This window comes from Primorskyibacter marinus (assembly GCF_003313245.1).
In the GTDB taxonomy this organism is placed as follows: Bacteria; Pseudomonadota; Alphaproteobacteria; order Rhodobacterales; family Rhodobacteraceae; genus Primorskyibacter; species Primorskyibacter marinus.
In genome coordinates, this window is sequence record NZ_QJSD01000002.1 from 380367 (window position 1) to 404288 (window position 23922).

Below are 23922 nucleotides of genomic sequence, written 5' to 3' on the forward strand. Positions count from 1 at the left end.
GCCAGATTTCAGCCCTGACGCCAGACAACATCCCCCAGAAAGATGTAGCCCGCGCCGTAGATCGTCTTGATCAGGCGCGGGTTCCTGGGGTCTTCGCGCAGCTTGGTGCGCAGACGGGAGATGCGGACATCCATCGCCCGGTCAAAACTTTCGCCAGCCGCGCCGCCAAGGCTTTCCTGCATATGGGTGCGGGTGATCAAACGGTTGGGGCTGTCCAGAAACAGCCGCAGAACCTCTCCTTCGGCATGGGAAAACGGCGTCTCGGTGCCGCTGGCATCCTCCAGTACATACCGGTCGAAATGGGCGGTCCAGCCGCTGAACCCGGCGGTATTGGCCGAGGTGCGGGCAGGTTTCGCGCCGCGCAGCCGGGCACGGATCCGCGCCACGACCTCTGCCGGATCGAATGGCTTGATGATGTAGTCGTCAGCCCCCAGTTCCAGCCCGGTGACCCGGTCCTGAACCTGCGCGCGCCCCGAGATGATGATCACGATCGCCCCACGTTCCAGCGCCAGCCGGTGCACAAGGCCCAGCCCGTCACGATCCGGCAACCCCAGATCAACAAGGCAGACATCGGGTGTGCAACGTTGCAAGGCAGCCTCGAATTCTGTCGCGCGGCCAAAGCTCAGGGTGCGGAACCCGGCCTCTTCCAATGCATCCGCAAGCATCTGGCGGATCGCCGGTTCGTCGTCGAGGATGGAAACAAGCGCCGTCATGCGGCGGATCTTTGCAGCATCAGGAACCCCATCAGTTGCGCCTGTGTGAAGGGTTTGGCCAGCACCGGGACACGGTCCAAAGCCTCGCGGTGAAGCGGATTGTCAGTCGGCAGCGATGTCATCAGGCTGACGCGGTGATCGGGCAGAAGGTCAAGCAGTGCAAGCCCGGTTTCGGGGCCTTCCAGCGAAACGTCCGACAGCACCAAGGCAATGTCGGGTAGCCCCTTGGCCAGCAGCACGGCCTCAGCGACCGACGCGGCCTCGACCACTGCATGCCCCATATCGGTCAGCATTTCGCGAACGTCTGCCCGCAGGTCGGGACTGTCCTCGACCAGCAGCACAAGGCCGGGTGCGGGTGTGGTTTCAGCCCTCCGCAGTGGCAGACGCAAGGTGACGCGCGCGCCGGTGTCGGAATTGCCCAGACGGACCTCACCGCCCGCCAGCTTTGTCATGTCGTAGACCATCGCCAGACCCAGCCCCATGCCTTCGCCACCCTTGGTGCTGAAAAATGGGTCCAGCGCGTGGGTCAGAGCCTGATCCGAAAATCCCGGCCCGGTGTCGCTGACGATAAACTCTGCCCATGTGTCCATATGGGGGTGGGCGTGAAGTGTGATCTGGCCGGTCCCGCCGCAGGCATCGCGGGCGTTCAGGATCAGATTGAGGATCGAATCCTGCAACATCCCCGGATCCAGCAGCAAAGCGCCGGAAAATGCGTTGTCTACAGCCAGCGACAGCCCGTCGGACAAGGAGGGCGTGACAAGGGTTTGCAGGTCGCGCAGGAACTGCGGCATGCAAGTCGGTTCGGGCGAAAAGGCGCGGTGGCCGGTCATGTCGGCAATCCGGTGCAGCAGCGCGCCGCCGCGCCGTGCCGCCTGAACCGTGCCGGTGATAAGCGGTTCTGCCGTTTCCGGCAGGTCCAGCCGTTGCAGGCGCGATTGCATGCCAAGGATGATCGTCAAAAGGTTGGAAAAATCATGCGCGAGCCCGGATGTCAGTTGCGCGCCCAGCTCTCGCTTGCGGGTCTGTTGCAGGGCGGCCCGCGCTTGGGTTTCCTCGGTGACGTCCATCGACAGGATATAGACGCCATTGTCCGACTGATCGGGGTTAAAGGCCGCGCGAATCCGCCGGGAACTTCGGATATCGGTAAATTCGAACGTCGATTGCTGCCCCTCAAGAGCAGCCGTCAGGTACGGCTCGACCGTCGCGAAAGCCTCTGGCCCCAGCGTGTCCGAGATATGCAGACCAAGGATCTCCGACGGGCGTCCCGGAATCACCGTGCTGAGGCGTCGGTTCGAATAGGTGTAGCGTCCATCCGCATCGAGATGCGCGATATGCGCGGGCATCATCTCTGTCACCAGCCGGGTGCGGGCCTCCATTTCAGTCAATTCGCGCTTGGCCTCCTCCAACGCCGTGACAGTGGCGGCGAGTTTGCGGTTCATCGCCGAAAGCTCTTCGGAACGGGCCAGAACCTGATCGGACAGATGTTCGGAATGGGTGCGCAGAAGCTCTTCCTGCCTGCGGGTCTGGGTGATGTCGGTATAGACCGTGACCCAGCCCCCCTGTGGCAGCGGCGCGCCCTCGACGCTTATGACGCGCCCATTCGCGCGGGTGCGTTCCATGTAATGGGGCTCGAACGCCAGCGCCTGTTCGACACGAATGCGCACGAAGCCAGCGGCATCGTCGACTTCGCCATATTCGCCGCACATCACCAGATGGCGGACCGTATCTTCAAACTCGGCACCAATTGTACACAGCGCCTGCGGCAGGTTGAACATTTCCTGAAACCGCCGATTGCAGACAACGAGCCGCAGATCGCTGTCGTAAATCGTCAATGCTTGCTGAATCAGGTTCAGCCCAGCGCGGGTCATCGCAACTGACTTTTGCATGGTGCGTCCTCTTTGCCTTTATGGCTAGCACCGGGGGCGGGCATCGCAAAGCCCGACATGGCGGCTGTTACAATTCGTAAGAATTGGGAAATGTTCAGGAAAAAGTTGACCGGCAGCGTGGGCACTGTCCAAATGGACATCAGAACCGCATCAAGTGGTCTTGTTCGGCAAAGCCCGGACGTTGGGAGGAATGAATTTGGCACATCTCACCGAGGGTGTAGAGGGTTTGCGCTCGATTCCTGCGCTGCTTGGGCGCAATGCCAAGATCCATGCCGATTCGCCTGCATATCGCGAAAAGGAATACGGCATCTGGCAAAGCTGGACATGGTCCGAGGCAGAGCGCGAGATCGAGGCGCTGGCACTGGGTCTGTTGAAGTTGGGTGTGAACGAAGGCGACTTTATCGCCGTCATAGGCCGCAATCGGCCCTATCTTTACTGGTCAATCGTTGCGGCGCAGATGGTGGGGGCGGTCCCGGTGCCGCTGTATCAGGACGCCAGCGCCGAAGAGATGGCCTATGTGCTGGGCCATTGTGGCGCGCGCTTTGTGATCGTCGCCGATCAGGAGCAGGTCGACAAGGTGATCGAGGTGCAGGAAGGGCTGCACCAGTTCGAGCACATGATCTATCTCGACCCGCGCGGTCTGCGCAAATACGACCACAGCCATTTGCACCAGTTCAGCCAGGTTCAGGATCAGGGGCGCGCCGCGCGTGACGAGTTCAGCGCCGATCTGGAGCGCCGCCAGGCAGGCAAGAATTACGACGACATTTGCGTCATGCTGTATACCTCGGGCACGACCGGAAAGCCCAAGGGCGTGGTATTGTCGAACCGCAACATCATCGAGACCGCCAAGAATTCTGCCGAGTTCGATCATCTGAAGACGGATGACGAGGTTCTGGCCTATCTGCCGATGGCCTGGGTGGGCGATTTCATCTTCTCGATCGGGCAGGCCTATTGGACGGGGTTCTGCGTGAACTGCCCCGAAAGCCCCGAGACGATGATGACCGACCTGCGCGAGATCGCGCCCAGCTATTATTTTGCGCCGCCGCGCGTGTTCGAGACGCAACTCACCAGCATCATGATCCGGATGGAGGATGCCAGCCCGTTGAAAAAACGGCTGTTTCATCACTTCATGGCCCATGCCCGCAAGGTCGGCCCGAAGATCCTGGACGGCGAGCCGGTGGGGATGCTGGGCCGCCTGCGTTACAGGCTGGGCGAGGTGCTGGTCTTCGGTCCGCTGAAAAACACGCTTGGGTTTTCCAAGGTGCGTGTGGGCTATACGGCAGGTGAGGCGATCGGTCCGGAGATCTTTGATTTCTACCGGGCGCTTGGCATCAATCTCAAGCAGCTTTACGGGCAGACGGAAGCCTCGGTTTTCATCACGCAGCAGCCCGATGGGCAGGTGCGGTCCGATACCGTGGGAGTGCCGTCGCCCGGTGTGGAGATCCGTATCGCCGAGAATGGCGAGGTTTTCTATCGCAGCCCCGGCGTGTTCGTGGAGTATTTCAAGAACGCGGACTCAACTGCCGATACCAAGAACCCCGAGGGGTGGGTGGCGACCGGCGATGCGGGCTTTATCGAGGAAAGCACGGGGCATTTGCGGATTATCGACCGCGCCAAGGATGTGGGCGCGATGGCGGACGGTGCCATGTTCGCGCCGAAATATGTTGAGAACAAGCTGAAGTTCTACCCCAACATCCTTGAGGCGGTGGTGATGGGGGCGGGGCGTGACCGGTGCTGCGCCTTCATCAACATTGACCTGACGGCGGTGGGCAACTGGGCCGAGCGCAACAATATTGCCTATGCCTCCTATCAGGAACTGGCCGGGCATAGCCGCGTTCTGGATATGATCCAGGCGCATGTCGAGGAAGTGAATGCAAGCGTTGCGCAGGACGAGATGCTGTCGGGCTGTCAGGTGCATCGGTTTCTGGTCCTGCATAAGGAGTTGGACGCCGATGACGGTGAATTGACGCGGACCCGCAAGGTGCGGCGCAAGATCATCGGCGAGAAGTTCGGCGATCTGGTGGAAGCTTTGTATGACGGGTCAGACAGCATCTATACCGAGACGGAAGTGACCTATGAGGACGGCCGGAAGGGCAAGATCAAGGCGACGCTGGAGATCCGCGATGCCAAGGTCATGCCGGTGGCACCGAAAGCGATGGCGGCAGAATGACGTGTGACGTGCGCCTGCGGCGACACCCCACCCGCCATCCCGCGAACGCGCTTGGCAGACAGTTTGACGTGAACAAGGGGGACGGGCGGTGAAAGATCTCAAAGGATACGTCACCGCCGATGGTCGCCAGATTGGCGGCGTGCTGATGGAAATGCGGAACATTACGCTGAAATTCGGCGGTGTGGTGGCGATCAAGGATATTTCTTTTGACGTTCGCGAAGGTGAGGTTCGGGCGATCATCGGGCCGAACGGGGCGGGTAAATCGTCAATGCTGAACATCATCTCTGGCTTCTATACGCCGTCCGAGGGCGAGGTCTGGTACAAGGGTGAAAAACGCCCGCCGATGAAACCCTATGAGGTCGCGCGACAAGGCGTGGCGCGGACTTTTCAAAATATCGCTCTGTTCGAGGGGATGACGGTTCTGGACAATATCATGACCGGGCGGCTGACGCATATGAATGCGGGGCTTGTCTCGCAGGCGATGTGGTGGGGCAAGGCACGCGACGAAGAGATCGCCAATCGCGAAAAGGTCGAGGAGGTCATCGACTTTCTTGAAATCCAGAACATTCGCAAGACCCCCGTGGGGCGTCTTCCATACGGGTTGAAGAAACGTGTGGAACTGGCGCGGGCGCTGGCGGCGGAGCCGTCGATTCTGCTCTTGGATGAACCGATGGCCGGGATGAATGTCGAGGAGAAAGAGGACATGAGCCGCTTCATCCTTGATGTGAATGATGAATTCGGAACCACGATCGCGCTGATCGAGCATGACATGGGGGTGGTCATGGATATTTCGGACCGTGTCGTGGTGATGGATTACGGCAAGAAGATCGGTGACGGCACGCCCGACGAGGTGCGCAACAATCAGGACGTGATCGACGCATATCTGGGAGTGCAACATTGAAACATCGCAGACCACCTGTCCCGGGCTTGACCCGGGACCTTGCGGTTCAAGCCGAGAGGCCCCGGGTCAAGCCCGGGACGGGAAGTGATACATATGCTCAATGACATCTTTGTAGCGCCGTTCGTGGATATGTTCGCGGCACCGGACTTTCTGATGCAAGTGCTGTGGGAGGGGCTGGTTTCGGGCATCCTGTATGCGCTGATCGCGCTGGGCTTTGTGCTGATCTACCGCTCCAGCCGGATCTTCAACTTCGCGCAGGGCATCATGGTGGTCTTTGCTGCGCTGACGCTTGTTGGCCTGCACGCAATGGGCGTGCCTGCGTGGATCTGCATATTGCTGACTTTGGGCGTGATGTTCGTTCTGGCGGTGGTGATCGAGCGGGTGGTGCTGCGGCCCTTGGTCGGGCAGCCGGATATCATCCTGTTCATGGCGACGATCGGAATCACGCTGTTCCTGATCGGGCTGGGCGAGATCATCTTTGGCGGCGAAAACAAGGTGATGATCACAGAAGAGCTGGGGATTCCAACGGGTTCGGTCCTTCTGGAACCGTTTGGCGGGCTGCTGATCCTTGAGCAGAAGGATATCACTGCGGTTATTGTCGCGGCTTTGCTGGTCGTCGGGTTGCTGATCTTTCTCAACAAGACCCGCATGGGCCGTGCGATCCGGGCGCTTGGCGATGATCATCAGGCGGCCCTGTCGGTCGGGATTTCCTTGCAGACGATCTGGGTTCTGGTCTGGTTCATTGCCGGCATCATCGCGCTGGTCACCGGCATTGCATGGGGGGCGCGGGCCGGTGTCAGCTTTGCCTTGGAGGTGATTGCCTATAAGGCGCTGCCGGTTCTGATGCTGGGTGGTCTGGAATCGATCACCGGGGCAATCATCGGCGGGTTGATGATCGGGATGCTCGAAAAGCTGTTCGAGATCTATTGGGGCCAGCCGCTGCTAGGGGGGAATACCGAGACATGGTTCGCCTTTGTACTGGCGCTGATTGTTTTGCTGTTCCGTCCGCAGGGTCTGTTTGGCGAACGAATTATCGAGAGGGTTTAGCGACCGCCGGAGGCACTTTCGGGAGCCTCCGGCGGGAGTATTTGGAACCAAGAAGAAGTATGGGCGCGCAGGTGCAAGTGGACGGCAGGTCGGAACGCAACTGTCCGAGGCTTTTGAAAGATCCCGACTTGCCTGCGGATATGGTGACAGCGGTTCTGGTGGCCGCTGCGCGGCGCGGATCAAAGGCTGACGCGCTAACCTGAAGAACGAATGGCCGCGATGGCAGCAGTCGCGCTGACGGAGAAAGAGACCAACGGATGCTTTACAGAACAGCCGGACAATTCAAGACCAGCTATACTGCGGATCAGGCGCTGTTCCCGATCCGGCAGGATGCCTATCTGCTGGGGATCATCCTGATCTTTGCCTGGGTGGTTTTCCCGTTGACCGCCTCGGAGTTCACCTTTCAGACGCTGCTGATTCCGATCCTGATCTATTCGCTGGCGGCGATGGGGCTGAACATCCTGACCGGCTATGCAGGACAGCTGAGCCTTGGGACGGCGGCCTTCATGGGCGTGGGGGCCTATGCCTGCTACAAGATGGTCACGATCATGCCGTGGATGAACCCGGTGGTGGCGATCCTGCTGTCTGGTGTCTTCAGCGCGGGCGTTGGCGTGGCCTTTGGCATCCCCAGCCTGCGGATCAAGGGATTCTACCTCGCCATCGCCACGCTTGCGGCGCAGTTCTTTCTGGTCTGGCTGTTTGAGAAATGGGCGTGGTTGTACAATTACAACGCCTCCGGCGCGATCCAGGTGCCCAATCTGAAGATGTTCGGTGTTTATATCGCCGGGCCGCAGGCAGATTCGATGATCCAGTATTTCGTCGTTCTCGGCATCGTGACGTTGCTGACCTTGCTGTGCATCAACCTGACCCGTGGCAATCTTGGGCGGACCTGGAAAGCGACGCGCGACATGGACATCGCGGCAGAGCTTATCGGGATCAACCTGATGAAATCCAAGCTGACGGCCTTCATGGTGTCGTCCTATGTGGTCGGTGTGGCGGGCGCGCTGTTTGTCTTCATGTGGCGCGGCGCGGCAGAGCCGAACCTTTTTGACATTCCGCTGAGCTTTCGGATCCTGTTCATCGCCATCATCGGTGGGCTGGGGTCCATCATGGGGAATTACCTTGGCGCGATCCTGATCGTGGGACTGCCGGTTATGCTCAACACCTTGCCGCAAACTCTGGGCATCCCGATCTCATCTGCCATGGTCGAGCATCTCAACATCATGATCATCGGCTCGCTCATCATCTTCTTTCTGATCATCGAGCCGCACGGACTGGCCCGGCTTTGGGCGCTGATCCGCGAAAAACTGATCATCTGGCCGTTCCCCTACTAAGCGGGCGGCCCAAGAAACCAAAAAAACCAAAATTGTCGAAATCCAATGGGAGGAATATAGATGAAACAGTTTGCCAGACTGGCCGCCGCTGCGGTGGTTGCGTCGCTTGGTGCGGGCGCTGCAATTGCCGAAGGGCTTTACACGCCGAACCTGAGTTACCGGACCGGGCCTTTCGCGGCCACGGGCATTCCGCTGATGAACGGGCAGGCCGACTATATGGCGATGCTCAACGCGCGCGATGGTGGCATCGGCGGTGCAATGATCGACTTTGAGGAATGCGAGACCGGCTATTCGACCGAGAAAGGTGTCGAATGCTACGAAAAGACCAAGGGCAAGGCGATCGTGACGCAGCCTTGGTCGACCGGTATCACGCTTCAGGTTTTGCCCAAGACCAATGTTGACGAAATTCCCATCCTCGCACCCGGTTATGGATTTTCGCCGATGGCCGATGGCAAGGTTTTTCAGTGGGCCTTCAACATTCCGGCGGGATACTGGGACGCTGCCGACATGATCGTTCAGTATATCGAGGGGCAAGGCTCGCTGGATGGCAAGAAGATCGTCTTCCTGCATCTTGACCACCCCTTCGGTAAAGAGCCGCTGCCCCTGATGGAGTCGCTGGCCGAGCAGAAAGGCTTTGAACTGGTGCCGGTTCCGGTCGGCCTGAAGGAAATGCAGAACCAGTCGGCACAGTGGTTGCAGATCCGCCGCGAACGTCCCGACTATGTGGTGATGTGGGGCTGGGGCGCGATGAATGCCGGCGCCATCACCGAGGCCGTGAAGACCAAGTTCCCGATGGAGAACATGCTGGGCGTCTGGTGGGCCGGGCATGACGCTGACCTGAAGATCGTGGGCGAAGACGGCAAGGGCTACAAATCGATCAGCTGGTCCTTCCCCAACGCCGATGCGCCAGTCATGGCCGACATCAAGACGCACGTCGTGGATGCCGGAAACAGCCAGTCCAACGAAGAGGAAATGTCCGGTGTGTTCTATTCGCGCGGGATCATCATCTCTGCCATTCTGGGTGAGGGCATCGCCACTGCGCAGAAACATTTCGACACCGCCGAGATCGACCCCGGACAGCTGCGTTGGGGGCTGGAAAACATCAACATGACCGAAGAACGGATTTCCGAGCTTGGTCTTGATGGCATGGTTCCGCCGTTCTCGACCTCGTGTTCCAACCACACCGGGCATTCCGGCGGCTGGATGCTGGAATGGGACGGCGAGAAGTTCGTGAAAGTGTCGGATCTGCTGACCGCGAATGTCGACAATTACGCCGAACTGATCGCGTCGAGCGCCTCTGAATATGCGGATGCCAACGCGCCCTGGCCGGTCAACGAAGACTGCGAGGGCTAAATGCCCTGTCCCGGCGGCGGCGCGTGCCGCCGTCGGGAAATCTGGAACTCCTGCAAGAGAAGTAAACCCATGCCGGACGCCGAAAACACGCAAGAGACGCTTCTTGAGGTCAACAATATCGAGGTGATCTACAATCATGTGATCCTCGTTCTGAAAGGTGTGTCGCTGTCGGTTCCAAAAGGCGGGATCACCGCGTTGCTGGGTGGCAATGGCGCGGGCAAGACGACGACGCTCAAGGCGATCTCCAACCTTTTGCATTCCGAACGGGGCGAGGTCACGAAGGGATCCATCATCTACCGCGGCGAAAGCGTGCAGGACCGTGACCCGGCCGAGCTTGTCCGCAAGGGTGTCATTCAGGTGATGGAGGGGCGGCATTGTTTCCAGCATCTGACGGTCGAGGAAAACCTGATGACCGGTGCCTATACGCGGCGCGACGGCAGGGCGGCGGTCGAACGGGATCTGGAAATGGTCTACGACTATTTCCCGCGCCTCAAGGAGCGCCGCAAATCTCAGGCCGGCTATACCTCGGGTGGCGAGCAGCAGATGTGTGCCATCGGGCGCGCGTTGATGAGCAGACCCGAGACGATCCTGCTGGACGAGCCGTCGATGGGGCTGGCACCGCAACTGGTCGAACAGATTTTCGGCATCGTCAAATCCGTGAACGAGAACGAGGGTGTCAGCTTTCTTCTGGCCGAACAGAACACCAACGTGGCGCTGCGCTTTGCCCATTACGGCTATATTCTGGAAAGCGGGCGGGTGGTGATGGACGGCCCCGCCGCAGAGCTGCGCGAGAACCCGGACGTCAAGGAATTCTACCTGGGCATGTCGGATGAGGGCCGCAAATCCTTTCGCGATGTGCGCAGCTATCGCCGTCGGAAGCGGTGGCTGGCATGAGCGGTCTTTGGTGAACCACATGACCTGTCCACTTCAATCCGGCCTTGGGATGTCTGCCAGCCTTGGCGCTGCAAGTCTTGATGTCAATTTACGGCCCATCAGCGGAGACGCGGCATGACCACTTATTTCGACGAATTGGAAACCCGCAGTCAGGATGCGCGTGAGGCGGCGCAGTTGCAGGGATTGAACGCACAGCTTCAGCGCAACGGGTATGATCCGGTCACGGATCTGGGCGGATTGGCGGCGTTGCCAGTGCTTCGCAAATCCGAACTTGCCGCGCGGCAGGCAGAGAATCCGCCTTTCGGCGGATTGGCAGCGTCGGGTTTCGCGCATGTGTTTCAATCGCCGGGGCCGATTTACGAACCGGGCGGCGTGGGCCATGACTGGTGGCGCATGGGGCGGTTCCTGCATGCCTGCGGCATCGGTGCGGATGACGTGGTGCAGAATTGCTTTGGCTATCACCTGACCCCTGCAGGCATGATATTCGAGAATGGCGCGCGCGCCGTGGGGGCCACCGTGCTGCCCGCTGGCACCGGCCAGACAGAGCTTCAGGTGCAGGCCGCGCAGGCGGTGGGCACCACCGCTTATGCAGGCACGCCGGATTATCTGAAGCTGATCCTCGACAAGGCCGATGAGATGGGCGTGTCGCTGAAAATCACCCGCGCTGCGGTCGGGGGCGGGGCGCTTTTCCCGTCATTGCGACAGGAATATGCCGACCGGGGGATCGCCTGCCTGCAATGTTATGCCACTGCCGATCTGGGGCATGTTGCCTATGAAAGCCCCGCGATGGAGGGCATGATTCTGGACGAACACGTCATCGTGGAAATCGTCACGCCCGGCACCGGAACGCCGGTTCGGCCCGGCGATGTGGGCGAGCTTGTCGTCACCACGCTCAACCCCGATTATCCGCTGATCCGCTTTGCCACGGGCGACCTGTCTGCCGTGATGCCGGGCCGCAGCCCCTGCGGCCGTACCAACACAAGGATCAAGGGCTGGATGGGGCGTGCCGACCAGACCACCAAGATCAAGGGCATGTTCGTGCGTCCCGAACAGGTGGCGGCCCTTGTTGCGAAACATGGCGAAATAAGCCGCGCCCGCGTCATCGCCACCCGCGACGGCGAGATGGATGTGATGACCGTGCAGTTGGAAAGCGACGCGCCCGCCGTAGAGGATTATGAGAAATCGGTGGCCGAGGTGCTGAAACTGAAAGGCCAGATAGAGGTTGTCGCCAAGGGCACCCTTCCCAATGACGGCAAGGTCATCGACGATCAGCGGGTCTATGAATAATCTGACGCCCGCGTTTCTAAGGCAGCGGCCGCAAAGTTGATCTGAAAGTATGCGCGACAAGACGCGGAAACATACAAATTCAGGGTGAGGTTGGTATTTGCGAACGTATTTGACCAAACAGTCCGGCTGTGCCGCCATCTGAAAGCCTGTCCAAGCAGCCTGACAACACGAAAAAGGCCGCCCGATTTGGGCGGCCTTTTCGCTTGTCCCCGCGAGGGGGCCGCAAAACGGTCTTCAGCCCTGGCGGGCTTTGAACCGTCGCTGGGTCTTGTTGATAACGTACACGCGGCCCTTGCGACGCACCACACGGCAATCCCGGTGGCGGTTCTTGAGCGAGCGGAGCGAGTTTCTGACCTTCATGGGCCTCTCCTGACGTCGCGGCGCGCAAGCGCCATTGGTTGCGGGTGCCGCCGTTTGCACGGTGGCGGTGAATTCATGGTGGGCGGTACTGGGATCGAACCAGTGACCCCTACGATGTCAACGTAGTGCTCTACCGCTGAGCTAACCGCCCATGAAACCGATGCAATATCCGTGCCCCAACATGAATGGGGCGCGGAAACCCGCGCCGGTAGAGGGGTCTTTAAAAGGAGTCGCAGACAAGATCAAGGGGCTTTTGGCGCAGTATGAAACCGGGCTATGCTAATGCGCAGAGGAGAACCGATGCCGAAGGTCGCTTATCACGTCATGCACCCCGACGCACGCACGTCCTGCGTGGTCTTTGCCTCGCCGCATAGCGGTCGGGATTACCCTTGGTCGTTTCTGCGCAGCACCCAGCTGGATGAACATTCGATCCGCACCTCAGAGGATGCCTTTGTCGATGTGCTGTTCGAAGATGCACCACTTTTCGGCGCACCATTTCTGAAGGCCGGCGCACCGCGTGCGTTCATCGACTACAATCGCAGCGCGGAAGAGCTTGATCCGGCGCTGATCGAGGGCGTCCGGCGTTCGATCCATAATCCGCGCGTCGCGTCGGGGCTTGGCGTGGTGCCGCGCGTGGTGGCCAATGGCCGGGCCATTTATCGTGGCAAGCTGCCGCTGTCAGAGGCGCATCGCCGCCTGACCCGTTACTGGCAGCCCTATCACGATCAAATGCAGACGCTGTTAGATCAGGCACATCAGCAGTTCGGACGCTCGATTCTGGTGGATTGTCATTCCATGCCGCATGAGGCGGTAGACGGCATCACCCGGTTTGGCGCGCGTCGCCCGGATATTGTGCTGGGCGACCGGTTTGGGGCCTCCGCCGATGGCGACGTGGTCGATAGGGTAGAGGCCGCCTTTACCGCCGCCGGGCTGTGCGTGGTGCGCAATGCGCCCTTCGCAGGCGCGTTCATCACCCAGCATTACGGGCGGCCGAATCGTGGACAACATGCCATTCAGATCGAGATTGATCGCGCGATCTATCTTGATGAAAAGGCAATCCGGCCCAACAGCGATTTCCACGAGTTCCGAAAACTTCTGCGTGGCGTGATTGCCGATATTGCCCTGATCGGCCAGCCTGCGATTGAATTGCCCACCGACAGACCGCTCGCGGCGGAATAAACGGCGATCTGCCCGGACGCCTGTTGCGCCGCAAAGGTTGCCGGATGGTAGAAGAGATGAGGCACATTTCCCTACGCCGAATGGCGCGTCAGGTGCCGGGTGATGGTTCCAGAACACGGTCAAGCGCCCGGTCCAGAAACGTCCAGTCGGGGATCTCCAGCCGGACGGGCAGCGTCACGACCTTTTGCCGGAAGTTCGCGGGCAGGCGGACGGCGTCTTTCTCTGTGGTCACAAGCTCGGCCCCCAGCAAGCGCGCCTCGGTCTCCAGCCGGGCCATCAAGGCAGACGTCAGTGGCTGATGATCGCTGAGCGCCTCTGCCCGCATCACCTCGGTGCCCAGGCTGCGCAGGGTTGCAAAGAATTTCTCGGGGTGGCCGATGCCGGCAAAGGCCAGCGCGCGGGTGTCGGCCCAATCCATGCCGGTGGGCAGCGGCTCCAGCGCGGCTGCTACTTGCGGGACGGTGATCGCGGTGCCCCAGGTCTCTGTAAAACGCTGCTGCGCGGATGCCGCGCCGATGGACAGCACAAGATCTGCCCGAGCGATGCCTGCGCCTACCGGTTCGCGCAGGGGGCCTGCGGGCATACAACGCCCGTTGCCAAAGCCGCGGGCGGCATCCACGACGACAATGCTGAGATCCTTCTCGATGGCAGGGTTCTGAAACCCGTCATCCAGCACGATCACATCTGCGCCATCCGCAATTGCCGCATGGGCACCAGCGGCGCGGTCCCGCGCGACCCAGGCCGGGCAGAACGCCGCCAGCAGCAATGGTTCATCCCCAACCTGCGCTGCGGTATGCGCGAGGGGATCCACCCGCAGCGGCCCCGGTTCCGACCCGCCATACCCGCGGGACACGACATGCGGTTGGTGGCCTTTTTCCATCAGGCGTTGCACCAGCGCGATGGCAGTCGGGGTCTTGCCAGTCCCGCCGGCATTGATGTTGCCAATGCAGATCACCGGCACCGACAGGCGTTCTCCCGTTTTTGCCACGCGCCGTGCCGTGACCGCCGCAGTGATCCGCGACAGCGGTGTCAGCAGGCGCGCGCGCCAGCCCGGCGCGTCGGGCGATTTATCCCAGAACAGCGGCGCCTGCATCAATCCTCCTCCGCCGCGTCCAGCGCCTCGTTGAGAAACGCGATCGCCTGATTGGTCAGTTCTGCCCCTTCCGACACCACCTCCCACCCGGCATGGGCCATCTGGGCGGCGCGGTCCGGGGCAATAAGCTGTGCCACGGCTGCGGCCAGCGTTTCAGCGTCCTGGACGACGCGCGCTGCCCCGGCCTTGGCAAGCCGCGCGTAGCTTGGCAAATAAGATCCCACGTCGGGGCCGTGCAGGACCGCAGATCCCAAAGATGCCGCCTCGAACGGATTGCGCCCTTTCTGGCCCGTCAACAGCGACGATCCGACCAGGCTGACCGGTGCCAGCCTGTACCACAGGCCCAGATCGGCGATGTCCGCGACCAGCAGGATCTCTGTCGCTTCGTCGGGCTGTTCGCCGATATCCCAGCAGGCGTGACGCAACGCACGTTCTTCAATTTTTTCGAGGATAATTCCGGCATCGACACCCACTTCGGGGACGATCACCAGAAGCAGCCGGTGCGCCAGCCGTCTGATCTGGCGAAAGGCGTTCAGCACGATGTCCACTTCGTCCGCCTGGACCCTTGCGGCCAGCCAGACCGGACGCCCGGACAGCATCGCGGCCGCGTCGGAATGGTCGACATCGTCACAAGGCAGCGGCAACGGCGTTTCCAGAAGTGGGCCTGCGACACGGATCGAATTGCCGCCCAATCCAAGCCGCCTTAGGCGTCGCAGGGCGTTGCCATTGACCGCGAAATGTCTGTCGAACAGCCGCAATGTCGAGATCACGGTGTCAGGCAGCCATCGCAGCGCAGGGGTGGAAAACGCTTTGTCCTGAATATCAAGAAGCGCCAGCGCGCAGCCGCGTTCCGCCGTGGCCCGCAACAGGGCAGGGCGCAATTCCGATCCGGTCCACAGGCAGACAGCCGGGGCCCAATGCGCAAGAAATGCGGCTGAATCCGCTACGGTGTCGGGGGGCAGACGCAGGCAGATCGTGCCGGCCAGATCGTGTTTTGGCGGCAGACCGTTGCAATAGGTCAGCAGGCAGAAGAACCCGTTGCGTTGCTGCCCCAGCCGCTGGCAGATATGCGACAGCGCCGGCAGCTGGCTTGCATCCTCGGCATGTGCCCAGACCAGCGCCCCTGCCGGGCGGCTTGGCATTGGCGCGCTGCTGATCTCGGACGCGCGGCCACGCGACAGGGCAAGATAGGCGGCAAGGCTGAGCGGACGGCGGACCAATGTCAGCCAAGTTCTTCGGTCGAGGATGCTTCCGTTTCCTCGTCGCGCAGCCGGTGCAGATGCGCGATGAAATAGCGCATATGGGCGTTGTCGACGGTGCGCTGTGCCTCTGATTTCCAGGCATTATAGGCGGTTTCGTAATTCGGAAACATGCCGACGATGTGAATATCGTCCATATTCTTGAACTCGGATTTTGTCGGATCGACCAGTTCGCCTCCGAAGACGAGATGCAGGCGCTGGGTCATGTCATGTCCTTTCAGGCGGGGCTGGCTACAGGGTACGGGTTGGCCGGGCAGGGTCAAGCCACAGTCGTGCCGGGGCGGCAGGTCACCGCCGCAAGGCGCTTAGAAACGCGTCGTGCAGCGGCGGAGCGGCGACAAGTGCGCCCGGTGTCTGCGGATGCGCCGCGTTGAAGCGCAACGGATCGCCGAAGCGGTCCGAGACACGCGCGCCGGCTTCGGCGCAGATCACCGCACCGGCCGCAATATCCCATTCCCAACTGGCACGCAGGGTCACCATGGCGTCAAAGCGGCCTTGCGCGACCAATGCCATCCGGTAGGCCAGCGACGGACGATGGTGCCGGTTCAGCTTTGGCGGCGTGCCGATCCAGTTATGATCCAACATCGTCGGGCGGGCCACCAGCACGTCTGCACCGCTAAGCTGCCGGGCATCGGTGACATGGATCGGCGCATCGTTCAGGAACGCCCCGCCGCCCTGCGCCGCTGCATAAAGCTTGTCCATCATGGGCAGGTGGATCACGCCGGCGGTCACGCGCCCATCCTCCACCACGGCGATGGAAAGCGCCCAGGCGACATCGCCCTTGATAAAGCTGCGGGTGCCGTCGATCGGATCTATGACGAAGGTGCGGCGCGCGGACAGGCGGGCCGGGCTGTCCACGTCTTCTTCGCTGAGCCAGCCATAATCCGGGCGGGCACCTTGCAGGATCTGTTTCAGCGTTTCATTGACGGCAAGGTCGGCCTCTGTCACCGGGCCGGCACCGTCAGGTTTTTCCCAGACCCGCGCCGTCGGCCCCGTGAAGGCCAGTGCGGTCTGGCCTGCCGCGCGGGCCGCGTGGATCAGCAAGGACAGGTCCTGCGCGGGCAATCTATCCACGGGTGCGTCCACCCCGTTCAGCTCCCGGCGAGGGTCAGCCCCTCGACCAGCAGTGACGGTACGACACGCGACAACCACGGACGCGCGTCATTGGCCGGGCGCAGCCCGCGCAGCATGTCGCGCAGGTTGCCCGCAACGGTGCATTCGTTGACCGCCCCTGCGATCTGGCCGTTCTCGATCCACAGGCCAGAGGCCCCGCGCGAATAGTCACCGGTATTGGGGTTGATGGTCGAGCCGATCATCGACGTCACCAGCAGGCCCGTCCCCATATCGCGGATCAGCTCTTCGCGGGTCTGCTGGCCTTGTGTCATGGTGACGTTTCCCGGACTGGGCGAAGGGGCAGAGCCTGTTCCGCGCACGGCATTGCCGGTGCTTTGCATCCCCAGCTTGCGGGCGGTGGCAAGGTCCAGCGTCCAGCCTTGCAGCACGCCGTTCTTGACGATGTCGCGCGGCCGGGTGGCCAGTCCTTCGGCATCGAAGGGGCGCGAACCCGTGACACGGGGCCGGTGCGGGTTCTCGAACAGGTCGATCCCGTCGGGCAAGACCTGTTCGCCCATCGCGTCGCGCAGCCAACTGGCCCCGCGGGAAATGGCGCTGCCGTTGATGGCCGCCAGCAAATGCCCGATCAGTGACGCGGAGATACGTTCGTCAAACAGCACCGGATAGCTGCCGGTCGGGGGTTTGGTGGCACCCATCCGCGCGAGCGTGCGTTCGGCGGCGCTGGTGCCTATATCTTCGGCACTGCGCAGATCGGACTGAAAGATCCGGCTGTCGCCGTCATGGTCGCGCTCCATCCCGGCCCCCGTCCCGGCGATGGCCACACAATAAAGCGAGCGGTCGGTGCGCCGGTAGCCGCCGGAAAACCCGTTGCTGGCCGCCAGATGCATCTGGCGGTTGGAATAGGCGGCCGCAGCCGATTGCACCTGGCTGATACCGGTCACGGCCAGTGCCGCAGCTTCGGCGCGTTCGGCGTCTTCCTGCAATATGGCGGGGGATGGCTCTGGCGTGTCATCGGCCAGCTCCAGCGCGGCCACGTCCCAGGATTGTGCAAGCTGATCGGGATCGGCAATCCCGGCATAGGGGTCTTCGGGTGCCTCGCGCGCCATCAGCACAGCGCGCTCTGCCATCTCTGTGATCGTGTGCCGGGACATGTCAGAGGCCGAGACATTCGCCTGACGCTGCCCCACGAACACCCGCAATCCGATATCGGTGCCTTCCGAGCGTTCCGCCTGTTCCAGCGTCCCGTTACGGACGTCGATGGAAACAGACGCGCCTGACAGGGCAATCGCATCTGCGCAGTCTGCCCCGGCCTGTTTCGCGGCGTCCAGAAGGGACTGTGTCAGGGTTTCCAGATCATGCGTCATCGGATCTCCGGGGGTTGGTTGGCTTGCAACTATTGCGTGACGTGCGGCTTCGCAAGGGGAGCGAGCGTCATGGGCGCTGTCAAGCAAAAGAGGCCAGCCGTAGCCAGCCTCGTTCACAGGGGGTGGCAGCGGGGCTATTTGATGCGCTGGCCGTTGGCCAGAACATGGCCCTGCTCGGTGATCTCGATGGTTGATTTCAACTCATCCTCACCGCCCGCTGGCACCGAGAACATGCTCAGCATCATCCGGGCACCCATCGCATCCTCTTCCTTGAGGAAACCCATCTGGATCAGCTTGTCGATGACCCCGTTCGCGCCGTTTACAGTGACGTTCAACGACCCTTCGGGGCGCGGCATACCGTCAAAGGTTGCCAGATCCGAGTTGTCGAAGGTGAAGGCACCGTCACCTGTCACACGCGCGCCGATCGCTTCGATCAGAAGCCCGCTCAGCGTCAGCGATTGCGGCTCTGCGGGTGTGATCTCACCCCTGTCGGCGGCGGCCATCTGCTCGGCGTCCATGAGGTCCACCAGCATCTTGACCTTCCCGGTCAGATCAAACGCCACGGTCGCCGGATCGCGCGGCAACACCTGGTTCGAATCGAAGATGTCCCAAAGCATGTCCGACATGGTGAACCCGGCAAGGTTCACGCCCAAGGCGACGTCGCTGGCCTCTTCGCTCTTGGAGACCGGCATCGTCAGGTTGACCGAGGCTTCCGACATCGCGGATTCAATTGGGAAGGGCAATTCGTTGCCCGAGAAACTTGTGGTAAGGTCGGTTGCGCCTGCTGCGTAGCTGATGGAATCGGCGTCCATCTGTAGCCGAAGATTGCCGCCACCCGAGCTGGTCTTGCCAGTTGTCGCCTCGCCGTCCTCGCTCGCGGCGAAGGTGCCTGATCCGCCAGTGTGGGTGATCATGCCATTGGCGGCAAAGCCTGCGGCCAGCATGGCGGGCATGTCTTCGGGATCCATATCCAGCGGGATCGTGGTGTCGCCTTCGAATGACACCTCGGAAACAGTCCCGGTGAACTCCACCGCATTTCCGGTTTCCGGATCTTTGAACGCGGCGTCATACTCCAGGCCGCCCGTGGTCATCGACTGCGAAATCTCGCGCAGCTCACCCACAGAGACGCGCGCGGTGCCGGTGATGTCTTTCAAGTTGAAATCGGCGCGTGCGGCATCGCGGCCCAGCGTTTCGCCATCCACGTTGAGTTCCGACAGGCGCATTCCCAGACTGTCGGCGGTGTAATCGTAAACCATGTCGCCGGGTTCGCCGGACACGACCATCTGCAACCCCTGTTGGGCATAGTCGATGGTCAGATCGAAAGGCTCGCCATCAGGGACGTCGTTCATCTTCAGCTGGATCGGCATATTTTCGGGAAAGGTCACGCGCACGCTTCCGTCGCCCAGATCTTCGAACGTGACCTCGGACGCGGAAAAGGCCATGGTGCCACCGCCTTCGGGGATGTCCATCGACAGGCCCATATCGGTGATGGTCAGGGCGTTGCCGGATGTCGATTCGGTGCCTGTCACGCTATAGCCGAAACTGGTCATATAGGCTTCCAGATCGTCCCAGACCTGCTGTGGGGTCACATCCGCCCAGGCGGGCTGTGCGGCGATCACGGCGACCGAGGCGACGGCGGAATACATCAACTTTGAACGGCGGAACATTACGGGCTTCTCCAATTTCTTAATCCCCTTCAACTTCGGTTGCGCAGCGGGCAGGGTCAAGGTCAGGGAATCCGGAAGTCGGATTTCGGTGCCCATCCCGGCCATTTGCAGCGCATGCAGCATATGGACCTTTACGGCACCGCTGCGCTAGCAATGGTCGGTAGAACGAAATACAGGGAGAGTGGCAATGCAAAATCTTGATGGCAAGGTCGTGATGATCACCGGTGCCAGCCGCGGGATCGGGGCGGCCGCAGCCCGGACATTCGCCGATGCGGGCGCAAAGGTGGCCCTGGTTGCGCGCAGTGAAGACGCGGTTGCGGATCTGGCCGGTGAAATCGGTCCGCAGGCCATTGCTATTCCCTGCGATGTCAGCCGTTTCTGGGAGGTCGAGGCCGCAGTGAATGCCTGCCTGGATGCGTTCGGCAGGCTTGACGTGTTGATTGGCAATGCCGGTGTGATCGAGCCGATTTCCCTGCTGGCCGAGGCCGATCCCGAAGGCTGGGGGCATGCCATCGACATCAACCTGAAAGGCGTGTTTTACGGCATGCGGGCGGCGATGCCGGTGATGATGAAGGCCGGTGGCGGCACGATCCTGACGATCAGCTCCGGGGCTGCGCATGGCCCTGTCGAGGCATGGTCACATTACTGTGCGTCCAAGGCGGGCGCTGCAATGCTGACCCGTTGCGCCGACAAGGAAGGCCGCGAGGCCGGCATTCGCGCCATCGGTCTCAGCCCCGGCACGGTGGCCACGCAGATGCAGCGCGAGATCAAGGCCAGCGGCGTGAACCCGGTCAGCAAGCTGGACTGGTCCGATCACATCCCGCCCGATTGGCCCGCGCAGACCTTGCTATGGATGTGCAGCCCCGAGGCAGACGCATGGCTGGGCGACGAAATTTCGCTGCGGGACGAGGACATCCGCAAGCGGGTCGGGCTGACGTGATCGTTGTTGAAAAAGACGGCGGGCTGTGGATCGCGCGGATCAACCGCCCCGACAAGGCAAACTCGTTGACGCCCGAGATGCTGGAAGAGCTGGCAGAGATCGCCGAGGCGGCGCAGGACGCAAAGGCTCTCATCCTGACGGGCACGGGCAAGGTGTTCTCTGCCGGTGCCGATCTGGAGGCCGCGCGCGCTGGGATGGCCACCAGCCCGCTATGGGAGCGGTTGTCCAGCGCCATCGCAGCCTTGCCGGGGCTTAGCATTGCCGCACTGAACGGGACAATCGCCGGTGGTTCGATGGGGATGGCGCTGGCTTGCGACATCCGGATCGCGGTGCCATCGGCAAAGGTGTTCTACCCGGTGATGAAACTGGGCTTCTTGCCGCAGCCCTCGGACCCGCGCCGCATGATAGACCTGATCGGGCGGTCGCGGACGGCGATGATCCTGATGGCGGGACAAAAAATCGAAGCGTCCGAGGCGCAGACATGGGGGCTGATAGACCGTCTGGTCGCGCCCGAAAGTTTGATCGACGAAGCGCGCGCGCTTACCGTTGACAGTCTGGCGGCTGACCCCGCCATTGCCCGAGGGATCAAGGATGTGCTCCGCTGAAGGGGCACGCCAGAAATCGCGCAAGTCGCTTTCCATCAACGTGGCAATACGGGTGTTGATGATCTTCAACATTCCATCACGCTGGACATGACAACCGCATGACGCCGAACCGCGCCCGTCGGCACAATTTGGCGGAGGCAGGATCAGAAGCCTTGGAAACGCAAAATCTTTCTTGTGGCCGAGGCGGCTGTTTGGCTACACGGTGACCGGGTAGGGGTGGCGTCAGGGGCTTGAACATGGACTGGGATCTGTCGCAACAGCCGGAACTGGTGCAGACCGCCGCTGCCTATGCGTTGCAGGGCTGGCAGATCGCGCTTGCATGGATCGTGCAGCCGGCCTCGTGGTCGCAGCTGGCCTTGCTCGCCCTTGCCTATGTTCTGGCGGTGCTGGTGTCGCGGCGTTTGGCCCCGTTCCTGAGCAATTTTCTGACCCCGGCACCGGCACAGCGCAATATCATCGCAAGCGCGCGTCGTTTTGCACTGCTGTTCCTGCCGCTTTTGCTGCCCCTGCTCGCCTATGCCTTCACTGCGATTGGCGAGGCAATCACCCTGTCGGCCTTTGGTGCCACGGCCGTCATCGCCTTTGGCAAGCGGGTGTTCCTGTTCCTTGCCGCGCGCGTCCTTGTCAACGAGACCATCCGCGATCCGTTCCTGAAGCTGCTTGGCCGGTATGTCCTGCTGCCGGTGATGGCGCTTTACACATTGGGCCTTCTCGATGCGGCCTCTGCGCAGTTGAACGCGATGACCATCCAGATGGGCAATATCACCTTTTCGGTCATGGCGCTGGTGCGGGGGCTGATCGCGGGCGCGTTGCTGTTCTGGCTGGGGCGCTGGTCCAACGATCAATCCTCCGCCTACCTGCAAAAGCAGGAAGAGCTGCGCCCCGCGACACGACAGCTTGCCGCGAAAGCCGCCGAGATTGCCATTTTCGGGGCCGCCTTTCTGCTGTTGATGAACATCATGGGCATCTCGCTGACCTCGCTCGCCGTGCTGGGCGGGGCGATCGGCGTGGGGCTTGGGTTCGGCCTGCAAAAGATCGCCGCGAACTTCATCTCGGGCGTGATCCTGCTGATCGAAGGGCAGGCCACGGTCGGCGATTTTGTCGAGCTTGATGACGGCCAGGCCGGCACCATCGTCAAGACCACCGCCCGTGCAATGATCCTTGAGACTTTTGATGGCCGCTGGGTCGTGGTGCCGAACGAGGATTTCATCACCACCCGCGTCGTCAACTATTCCGACAGCGGCTCGGCAAACCGCTACGAGGCGCCGTTCAGTGTTTCCTACGACACCGATATCAACGCCGTGCCCGCGATCATCGAGGCGGCTGTCGCCACCCATCCGGGCATCCTGCAAGCGCCCTACCCACCGGATTGCGAATTGCGCGGGTTTGGCGAGTCCGGCATCGATTTTGCCGTCGAGTTCTGGGTCAACGGGCTGGATGACGGGCCGAACAAATTCACCTCGGACGTGCTGTTCCTGATCTGGAACGCGCTCAAGGACAATGGCATCGAGATCCCCTATCCGCACCGCGTGATCGAGTTGAAAGGCACGCAGCCTCCAGTACCGCAGGCAGCGACATGAGTGACGCGCTGGTCATCGGGGGCGGCCCGGCCGGGCTGATGGCGGCCGAGGCACTGGCCGATGCCGGGTGCCAGGTTACTGTGGCCGACGCCAAGCCCTCTTTCGGGCGCAAGTTCCTGATGGCGGGCAAGTCCGGGCTGAACCTGACACGGGATGAGCAGTTCGACAGATTTCTGGCATCTTACCCCGACATGCCGCCGCAACTGCGTGCGGCGCTGGATGCGTTCGGGCCCGAAGACGTGCAGGCGTGGGCCCGTGATCTTGGGCAAGAGATTTTCACCGGATCCACCGCCCGCGTTTTTCCCAAGGCGATGAAGGCCTCACCCCTGCTGCGCGCTTGGTTGGCGCGGCTCACGGAAAAGGGCGTCACGTTGCAACGACGATGGCGCTGGACCGGTTGGCGGGGCGACACCGCGATGTTCGACACGCCTGACGGCCCGCAGACGATCGCCCCGCAGGTCACCGTGTTGGCACTTGGCGGCGCAAGCTGGGCGCGGCTTGGCTCTGACGGTCAGTGGGCCGCGATGCTTGCCGGTCAGGGGATCGACCTTGCGCCGTTCCTGCCGTCCAATACGGGCCTTCGCGTCGACTGGACGCCGCATATGACCCGGCACTTCGGCGCACCTTTGAAGAATATCCGACTGACCGCCGGTGCCGAGGCCCTGCGCGGCGAGGCGATGATTTCTGCGCGCGGTCTTGAAGGCGGGGGCATCTACGCGCTGACACCGTCGCTGCGGGGCGGCGCAGACCTGATCCTCGACCTTGCCCCTGACCGCGACGCGAACGACATCGCAAGCCGCATCGCACGTCCGCGCGGCAAGACCAGCTACACCAACCACCTGCGCAAGGTGCTTAAACTGGAGCCGCAGAAAATCGCGCTGCTGATGGAATTTGCCGGTCCGCTGTCAAATTTCCCCGAAGTGCTGGCCCAGCAGATCAAGGCCCTGCCGATCCGTCATTCCGGCCTGCGCCCGCTGGACGAGGCGATCTCTACCGCCGGTGGCGTGCCGTTCAGCGCGTTGGACGATGGGCTTATGCTTCGAGCGATGCCGGGCGTTTTCGCTGCGGGCGAGATGCTGGATTGGGACGCGCCCACCGGCGGCTATCTGCTGACCGCCTGCCTTGCCACCGGACTGCACGCGGGCCGCGCTGCGGCTGCGTATGGCTGACGCCGCACTGGCCCGGATCTTAGTGGTTCGGGGCCACGCCCACCGAC

General features: G+C 61.8%; 21 protein-coding genes and 1 tRNA gene. 12 read left to right on the top strand and 10 right to left on the bottom strand.

Translation table 11 applies throughout. The annotated features are described in order from the left end of the window. Positions 1-8: 8 nt before the first annotated feature. Both DMZ65_RS05690 and DMZ65_RS05695 read right to left on the bottom strand, forming a co-directional pair. On the bottom strand, positions 9-713 hold the full coding sequence (locus DMZ65_RS05690; RefSeq protein WP_116597929.1) for a response regulator transcription factor: 705 nt from the start codon (positions 711-713) through the stop codon (positions 9-11). After that, the gene (locus DMZ65_RS05695; protein WP_116597930.1) at positions 710-2599 is read right to left on the bottom strand and encodes a PAS-domain containing protein; all 1890 of its coding nucleotides are present in this window, start codon (positions 2597-2599) and stop codon (positions 710-712) included. The genes DMZ65_RS05690 and DMZ65_RS05695 overlap by 4 nt, the downstream gene beginning before the upstream one ends. A gap of 190 nt (positions 2600-2789) precedes the next feature. Here DMZ65_RS05695 and DMZ65_RS05700 point away from each other — a divergent pair, with 190 nt between their 5' ends. From DMZ65_RS05700 to DMZ65_RS05730, 7 genes are all read left to right on the top strand, one after another. Further along, positions 2790-4769, top strand: coding sequence for an AMP-binding protein (locus DMZ65_RS05700; protein WP_116597931.1), 1980 nt, complete (start codon positions 2790-2792; stop codon positions 4767-4769). Between the two features lie 145 nt (positions 4770-4914). Further along, positions 4915-5670: an ABC transporter ATP-binding protein gene (locus DMZ65_RS05705; RefSeq protein WP_438942703.1), complete on the top strand. Its 756-nt coding sequence runs from the start codon at positions 4915-4917 to the stop codon at positions 5668-5670. A gap of 93 nt (positions 5671-5763) precedes the next feature. Next, on the top strand, positions 5764-6717 hold the full coding sequence (locus tag DMZ65_RS05710; RefSeq protein WP_116597933.1) for a branched-chain amino acid ABC transporter permease: 954 nt from the start codon (positions 5764-5766) through the stop codon (positions 6715-6717). 257 nt (positions 6718-6974) lie between these two features. Then, entirely contained in the window at positions 6975-8051 is a 1077-nt protein-coding gene (locus DMZ65_RS05715) for a branched-chain amino acid ABC transporter permease (RefSeq protein WP_116597934.1), read from the top strand. 60 nt (positions 8052-8111) lie between these two features. Beyond that, entirely contained in the window at positions 8112-9404 is a 1293-nt protein-coding gene (locus DMZ65_RS05720) for an ABC transporter substrate-binding protein (RefSeq protein ID WP_116597935.1), read from the top strand. Between the two features lie 69 nt (positions 9405-9473). After that, positions 9474-10298: an ABC transporter ATP-binding protein gene (locus tag DMZ65_RS05725; protein WP_116597936.1), complete on the top strand. Its 825-nt coding sequence runs from the start codon at positions 9474-9476 to the stop codon at positions 10296-10298. 114 nt (positions 10299-10412) lie between these two features. Further along, positions 10413-11585, top strand: coding sequence for a phenylacetate--CoA ligase family protein (locus tag DMZ65_RS05730; RefSeq protein WP_116597937.1), 1173 nt, complete (start codon positions 10413-10415; stop codon positions 11583-11585). 234 nt (positions 11586-11819) lie between these two features. Here DMZ65_RS05730 and ykgO read toward each other — a convergent pair whose 3' ends face one another. Next, a complete protein-coding gene (gene ykgO, locus DMZ65_RS05735) occupies positions 11820-11945 on the bottom strand; it encodes a type B 50S ribosomal protein L36 (protein ID WP_005850168.1) in 126 nt (41 codons plus the stop codon). Positions 11946-12021: 76 nt separating this feature from the next. After that, positions 12022-12096: transfer RNA gene (locus DMZ65_RS05740), tRNA-Val, on the bottom strand. Between the two features lie 149 nt (positions 12097-12245). On the opposite strand from DMZ65_RS05740, the gene DMZ65_RS05745 reads away from it, so the two are divergent. Then, positions 12246-13124, top strand: a complete 879-nt coding sequence (locus tag DMZ65_RS05745) for an N-formylglutamate amidohydrolase (protein ID WP_116597938.1) — start codon at positions 12246-12248, stop codon at positions 13122-13124. 88 nt (positions 13125-13212) lie between these two features. Here DMZ65_RS05745 and lpxK read toward each other — a convergent pair whose 3' ends face one another. From lpxK to DMZ65_RS05775, 6 genes are all read right to left on the bottom strand, one after another. After that, on the bottom strand, positions 13213-14217 hold the full coding sequence (lpxK, locus tag DMZ65_RS05750; protein WP_116597939.1) for a tetraacyldisaccharide 4'-kinase: 1005 nt from the start codon (positions 14215-14217) through the stop codon (positions 13213-13215). After that, on the bottom strand, positions 14217-15437 hold the full coding sequence (locus DMZ65_RS05755; protein WP_232824896.1) for a 3-deoxy-D-manno-octulosonic acid transferase: 1221 nt from the start codon (positions 15435-15437) through the stop codon (positions 14217-14219). The genes lpxK and DMZ65_RS05755 overlap by 1 nt, the downstream gene beginning before the upstream one ends. Positions 15438-15439: 2 nt before the next feature. Then, complete coding sequence (locus DMZ65_RS05760) at positions 15440-15682, bottom strand: DUF4170 domain-containing protein (protein ID WP_116597940.1); 243 nt, start codon at positions 15680-15682, stop codon at positions 15440-15442. 82 nt (positions 15683-15764) lie between these two features. Continuing rightward, positions 15765-16541 (bottom strand): 3'(2'),5'-bisphosphate nucleotidase CysQ, encoded by a 777-nt coding sequence (locus DMZ65_RS05765; RefSeq protein WP_116597941.1) that lies wholly within the window; start codon positions 16539-16541, stop codon positions 15765-15767. A 26-nt stretch (positions 16542-16567) separates the two neighbouring features. After that, the gene (locus DMZ65_RS05770; RefSeq protein WP_116597942.1) at positions 16568-17914 is read right to left on the bottom strand and encodes a TldD/PmbA family protein; all 1347 of its coding nucleotides are present in this window, start codon (positions 17912-17914) and stop codon (positions 16568-16570) included. Positions 17915-18048: 134 nt separating this feature from the next. Then, positions 18049-19581, bottom strand: coding sequence for a DUF2125 domain-containing protein (locus DMZ65_RS05775; protein ID WP_157960570.1), 1533 nt, complete (start codon positions 19579-19581; stop codon positions 18049-18051). Positions 19582-19768: 187 nt separating this feature from the next. Between DMZ65_RS05775 and DMZ65_RS05780 the strand changes: the two genes are divergently transcribed. The 4 genes from DMZ65_RS05780 (at position 19769) to DMZ65_RS05795 (ending at position 23875) form a co-directional block, all read left to right on the top strand. After that, positions 19769-20521, top strand: coding sequence for an SDR family oxidoreductase (locus DMZ65_RS05780; RefSeq protein WP_116597944.1), 753 nt, complete (start codon positions 19769-19771; stop codon positions 20519-20521). Then, entirely contained in the window at positions 20518-21126 is a 609-nt protein-coding gene (locus tag DMZ65_RS05785) for an enoyl-CoA hydratase/isomerase family protein (protein ID WP_116597945.1), read from the top strand. Before DMZ65_RS05780 ends, DMZ65_RS05785 begins: the two co-directional genes overlap by 4 nt. A gap of 236 nt (positions 21127-21362) precedes the next feature. Continuing rightward, positions 21363-22706: a mechanosensitive ion channel family protein gene (locus DMZ65_RS05790; RefSeq protein ID WP_116597946.1), complete on the top strand. Its 1344-nt coding sequence runs from the start codon at positions 21363-21365 to the stop codon at positions 22704-22706. Continuing rightward, positions 22703-23875 carry a TIGR03862 family flavoprotein gene (locus DMZ65_RS05795; protein WP_116597947.1) on the top strand — a complete coding sequence of 391 codons (1173 nt, stop codon included), beginning with the start codon at positions 22703-22705 and terminating at the stop codon, positions 23873-23875. Before DMZ65_RS05790 ends, DMZ65_RS05795 begins: the two co-directional genes overlap by 4 nt. Positions 23876-23922: the final 47 nt, after the last annotated feature.